This window comes from Streptomyces sp. NTH33, assembly GCF_003236365.1.
In the GTDB taxonomy this organism is placed as follows: domain Bacteria; phylum Actinomycetota; class Actinomycetes; order Streptomycetales; family Streptomycetaceae; genus Streptomyces.
Genome location: NZ_POTZ01000476.1, coordinates 1 through 5,219, shown reverse-complemented (window position 1 = coordinate 5,219; position 5,219 = coordinate 1). Strand labels below are relative to the sequence as shown.

The following is a 5,219-nucleotide window of genomic DNA, read 5'->3' as shown; positions in this document are numbered from 1 at the left end:
GACCTCGGCATCCCCCCCGCCCCCGCCGAACCGGAGGGTACCCCGCTGGACTTCGAGAACGACCGGGTCCTCGCCCGGCGTTACCCCAGGCTGTGGGACCGCTTCCGCTCATAGTTCCCGCCCCACGTGAAGCGGGGTGCCGCGTTGGCCTGGTCGAGGACGGACGCGGTGACGTCGGGGGGCCGAGGAGGACCGTGGCGACCGCGCACACCGCCGCCCAGGGGCCGCGCACGGCCGCCGTCCGTCCCGCCGCCGTGCGCTCCCGGTCACCCGCCCGGAGGCGTCGCCGGGACTCAATTCCTTCCCTGCAGTCGGGCCGCCGCCTCCCGGATCACCGGCAGACGAAGCGTCAGGGCCGCTCCCGGGCAGCTGGTCCGGAAGCCGTCCCTGTGACCGGACAGGGACGGGAGCAGGGCGGTGGTGCCGGCCTGGTACCGGCTGTTGCTGCTGCTGGAGACGGGACCGACGCTCGCGCGCGGGTCGACTCCGGCCAGTCCCAGCTTCCAGGCGGCCGGCGCGGCGATCGCGTCCGTCATGGCGCGCGGCACGGGTGTCCCGGCCGTGAACGTGCCGATGGCCGCGATGCCCGCCGTGCGGTGGTTGAAGCCCTGGGTGTGGGCGCCGGTGACCGGGCGGTCGACACCGCCGGCGCGGCCCTCGTAGACGGTGCCGCAGCGGTCGACGAGGAAGTTGTAGCCGATGTCGTCCCACCTCCGGGCGCCGGTCTGCCCGGCGTACAGGCGGCGGATGATGCCCGGGGTGCCGGCGCAGTCGTAGCCGCCCGGCGAGTCGGTGTGGTGCACGAAGACGGCGACGACCTTGTCGTCGTAGCGCGGGGGGCGGCTGCGTGTGCCGGGCGGTGGCGTCCAGCCGGACCGAGCGGGGCACGATCCGCGGCCGGTGCGCCCCGCCGTACCCGGGTGCGGCGGGGCGGGGTACGACGGCCCGCGCGGACACCGCTGCGGAAACGTTCCGTCCGGAGCCGGGGGTGTACAGCAGCGCCCCGGCGACGGCGGCGCCCGGCAGACAGCACAGCAGCACCACCAGGACGCGGGGCGGCCGTCCCGGGCGCCGGCCCCGGGCACGCCCGGTGATCTCCACACCTCGCATGCCCCCACTGTCGGCCCGTTCCGCCCCGTCCGCGATGTGCGCTGTGCCACCTGGTGGAACCATCGTCCTGATCCGGGACGTTTCCGGGGGTACACGTACACGTGGCCGGTCCCCGGACCCACGTGCGCGTGGCTGATCACTGGGCCCGTCCGACGCGTACGTGAGGGTCCGAGAGAAAGGCGGCGCGAGTGGACCTGCTGGACCTGCTGTTGGTACTGGTGATCCTCGTCTACGCCGCGTCCGGCTACCGGCGGGGCCTGATGGCCGGATGCGTCTCGCTGGCCGGTTTCGTCGGCGGTGCGGCCGTCGGCGTGTGGATCCTGCCGTGGGTGATGGACTTCGTCACCCGCGGGACGACGACGGCGACGGTCACCGCCGTGCTCACGGTGCTGGTGCCGGCCGCGGTGGGCCACGAGCTGGCGGGGCGTCTGGCGCTGCGGCTGCGGCGCGAGCTGGACCACGGCCCGCTGCGGGTGGCCGACGGCGTCGGCGGGGCCGCGGCCAACGCGGTCGCGGTGCTGATCGTCGCCTGGGTGGCCGCGAGTGTCCTGGGGGCCTCCTCCTCCCCGGTGGTGACCTCGGCGATACGCGACTCGAAGCTGCTGGGGGCGGTGCAGAACGCGATGCCGGACACCACCCCGGCCTGGTTCTCGCGCGCCACCTCCGCGCTGACCGAGGCGGGCTTCCCGCAGGTCTTCAACCCGTTCGAGAACGAGCCCACGGCGGGCGTGGCCAGACCCTCCGGCGACAGTGTGACGGCGAGCGCGACGAGCGCCGCCCGGCTCAGCACGGTCAAGATCGAGGGCATCTCGGGCAACCAGGGCCGCGAGGGCAGCGGTTTCGTGTACGCGCGCCGGCACGTGATGACCAACGCGCACGTGGTGGCCGGCATCGACAACCCGACCGTGCGGGTCGGCGGCGTCGGACGGTCGTACGAGGCGCGGGTGGTGCTGTTCGACCCGGGCCGGGACGTGGCCGTGCTGTACGTGCCCGAACTGCGCGCCCCGGTGCTGCGGTTCGACGACGACGCCGCGCGCGGAGAGGCGGCGGTGGTCGCCGGCTACCCGCAGGACGGCAGCCTGAACCTGCAGGCGGCGACGGTCGCCAGCCGGATCCGGGCGACGGGCCGGGACATCTACAACAGCGCCACGGTCACCCGGGAGATCTACTCCATCCGCTCCACCGTCCGCCCCGGCAACTCCGGCGGCCCGCTGCTCACCACGGACGGCCGGGTCTTCGGGATGGTCTTCGCCCGCTCCACCTCCGACGGCGAGACCGGCTACGTGCTGACGGCGGCCGAGGTCGCCCCGGACGCGCGGCGGGCGGCGACCGCGACGATGCCGGTGGACACGGGCCGGCTGGTCACCTCGTGACGCGCACGGCTCACACGGAGCGGCCCATGAACACGTCGTCGACATAGGCGCCGTCCAGGTGGAACTCCTCCGGCAGGACGCCCTCCACCACGAAGCCCTCCGACTCGTACAGCTCGCGGGCCGGGGTGTTGTGTCCGAGCACCCGCAGGGTGAGGCGGCGGGCGCCCTGCCGGCGGGTCTCCTCGACGGCGGCACGCAGCAGGGCGCGGCCCACTCCCCGGCCGCGGGCCTCTTCGGCCACGGCGAGCCCTCGGATCATCCGCACGTGCGCGTTCGAGGCGAGCCCGGTGGCGAGGCCGAGGCGGAGGTAGCCGACGAGGCGGCCGTCGAGCTCGGCGACGAGGTGGTCCTCCGGACCGCTCCGCTCGCCGAAGAAGGGCGCGTACGGCTGCTGGGGGCGCGGCATCACGGAGTGCAGCGGGGACCAGGTCGCGCGGTCGAGTCGGCCGAGGGCGTCCTCGTCGGCGTACCTGGCATGGCGTATGAGCGGAACCGGCATGGGGTCACCTTATGCGCGGATCGGGTGAAGCCCACCGGATTTTCGGGCGGTCACCCGGCAGGATGGTGGCCATGGAACGTTCACGAGTCGCGGTGGCCGGCGCGTCCGGTCTGATCGGCGGTGCGCTGGTGCGGTCCCTGCGGGCGGACGGGCACGAGGTGGTGCGCCTGGTGCGCCGTGCGCCACGCGGCGTGGACGAGGTCCGCTGGGACCCGGCCGGGCGGTCCGTGGACACGGCCGGCCTCGCCGGGTGCGACGTGGTGGTCAATCTGGCGGGCGCGGGGGTGGGCGATCACCGGTGGACCGAGGAGTACAAGAAGGAGATCCGGGACAGCCGGGTGCTGGGCACGGCGGCGCTCGCCGAGGCCGTCGCCTCCCTGGACGTACCGCCGCGGGTGTTCGTGAGCGGCAGCGCGATCGGCTTCTACGGCGACACCGGGGACCGGGTGGTCGACGAGGACGCGCCGCCCGGGGACGGTTTCCTGCCGCGGCTGTGCGTGGAGTGGGAGCAGGCCGCGGCCCCGGCGCGGGAGGCGGGCGTGCGGACGGTGTTCGCGCGCACCGGGCTGGTGGTGGCCCGCGAGGGCGGGGCCTGGGGACGGCTGTTCCCCCTGTTCAAGGCCGGGCTCGGCGGGCGGCTCGGGGACGGGCGGCAGTACTGGTCGTTCATCGCGCTGCACGACGAGGTGGCCGCGCTGCGCCACCTCGTCGACACCCGAAGCCTGTCCGGGCCGGTCAACCTGACCGCGCCGCAGCCGCTGACGAACCGTGAGATCACCGCGGCGATGGGCCGGGTGCTGCACCGGCCGACGCTGCTGTCCGTGCCGGCGCCGGTGCTGCGGAGCGTGCTCGGGGAGATGGCGGGGGATGTGCTGGGAAGCGCACGGGTGGTGCCGAAGCGGCTGCTGGAGTCGGGGTTCTCGTTCGCCTTTCCGGGGATCGAGGACGCCGTGAGAGCGGCACTGTGACGCCTGCGACGGCAGCGACGACCCCTCGGGACCGTGTGCGACCGCCGTGCGACCGTGCCCTGCCCCTGTGCGACCGTTCCTGACCGGTCACGGGCCTAACCTCGACGCGAACTCGGGTATTCCTCAAGCCGGTTGAGGGCATCACTGCCCCACCTGCCGCGCAACCTCGAGGAGGGGCACGTGCTTGAGCCCGCGTATGAGGCGGATGTCGTCGTCGTGGGAGCCGGGGTCGCCGGGCTCACGGCGGCGCACCGGCTGACCGGCGCAGGAGTGACCACCGCGGTCCTGGAAGCCGCCCCCTGGGTGGGCGGCCGTATGTCGACGGAGAAGGTCGACGGGTTCCGGCTCGACCGGATCGGACAGTTGCTGTCCACGGCGTATCCCCATCTGGCCCTGAGCCCGGGGCTCGACGCGCTCGTGCTGCGCCCCTTCGCGCCGGGGGTCCTGCTGCACAGCGACGGACGGCACCACCGCGCGGGCGCACCGGCGCACGGAGGGAGTACAAGGAGCGCGCTTCACGTTGTGCGCGCCCTGGCAAGCGCCCCCCGGCCGCCCGCGACCCGCCAGGGCGTGCGGCCCCGGACGAGTGACGTGCCGGGCGCCATCGCGCCGTTCCCCGGCGGTCCGCCCGCCGGGCGGCTCGGCCGCGGCGCGCCCCTGCGGCTGCGCTCCACGCTGGCCCGGATCGCCGCCACGCCCGTCGACCGCCTGCTGTCCCGCCCCGAGGTGCCCGCCCGGGAGGCGCTGGCGGCCCGGGGCCTGCCCGCCCGCACGGCCGACGGCTTCCTGCGTCCGCTGCTGGCCGCCCTGCTGTGCGACCCGGACCTCACCACGTCCAGCCGCTGCGCGGACCTCGCCCTGCACGCCTTCGCGTCCGGCCGGCTGTGCCTGCCGGAGGGCGGCGCGGAGGTCCTGCCGGAGCTGCTCGCGCGCACCCTGCCGCCGGGCACCGTGCACACCGGCGTCCGGGTCACCTCGGTCTCCACCACCGCGGTGACCACCGACGGGCACGGTGAGATCCGCTGCCGTGCCGTCCTGCTCGCCACCGACGCGCGCGCCGCCGCCGAGCTGCTGCCCGGGCTGCGCGTGCCGGACTTCCACCCGGTGACGGTGGTCCACCACACGACGGACGAGCCCCCGGCGACGGGCGGGTACCTGCTGCTCGACGCGGACCGCGGCGGCCCGGTCGCCCACACGGCGGTGACCAGCCTCGTCGACCCCTCCCGCGCCCCCGCCGGCCGCGCCCTGGTGTCGTCGACGGTCCTGGGA

4 protein-coding genes and 2 pseudogenes are annotated in these 5,219 nt (G+C 75.1%); 4 read left to right on the top strand and 2 right to left on the bottom strand.

Annotated elements, in window-relative coordinates:
* Window positions 1-114, top strand: a pseudogene (locus C1I97_RS41960) (DUF4240 domain-containing protein); the annotation flags it as partial.
* 179 nt (window positions 115-293) lie between these two features.
* Here the strand turns inward: C1I97_RS41960 and C1I97_RS30885 are convergent.
* Window positions 294-1,041: pseudogene (locus C1I97_RS30885) on the bottom strand (peptidoglycan recognition protein family protein).
* Window positions 1,042-1,298: 257 nt separating this feature from the next.
* Between C1I97_RS30885 and C1I97_RS30880 the strand changes: the two are divergent.
* Entirely contained in the window at window positions 1,299-2,483 is a 1,185-nt protein-coding gene (locus C1I97_RS30880) for a MarP family serine protease (RefSeq protein ID WP_111006377.1), read from the top strand.
* A gap of 10 nt (window positions 2,484-2,493) precedes the next feature.
* On the opposite strand, the gene C1I97_RS30875 is transcribed toward C1I97_RS30880, so the two are convergent.
* Window positions 2,494-2,982: a GNAT family N-acetyltransferase gene (locus C1I97_RS30875; RefSeq protein ID WP_111006376.1), complete on the bottom strand. Its 489-nt coding sequence runs from the start codon at window positions 2,980-2,982 to the stop codon at window positions 2,494-2,496.
* Between the two features lie 71 nt (window positions 2,983-3,053).
* On the opposite strand from C1I97_RS30875, the gene C1I97_RS30870 reads away from it, so the two are divergent.
* Both C1I97_RS30870 and C1I97_RS30865 read left to right on the top strand, forming a co-directional pair.
* The gene (locus C1I97_RS30870; protein ID WP_111006375.1) at window positions 3,054-3,950 is read left to right on the top strand and encodes a TIGR01777 family oxidoreductase; all 897 of its coding nucleotides are present in this window, start codon (window positions 3,054-3,056) and stop codon (window positions 3,948-3,950) included.
* A gap of 180 nt (window positions 3,951-4,130) precedes the next feature.
* On the top strand, window positions 4,131-5,219 hold a 1,089-nt coding region (locus C1I97_RS30865), incomplete at its 3' end, for an FAD-dependent oxidoreductase (protein ID WP_111006374.1).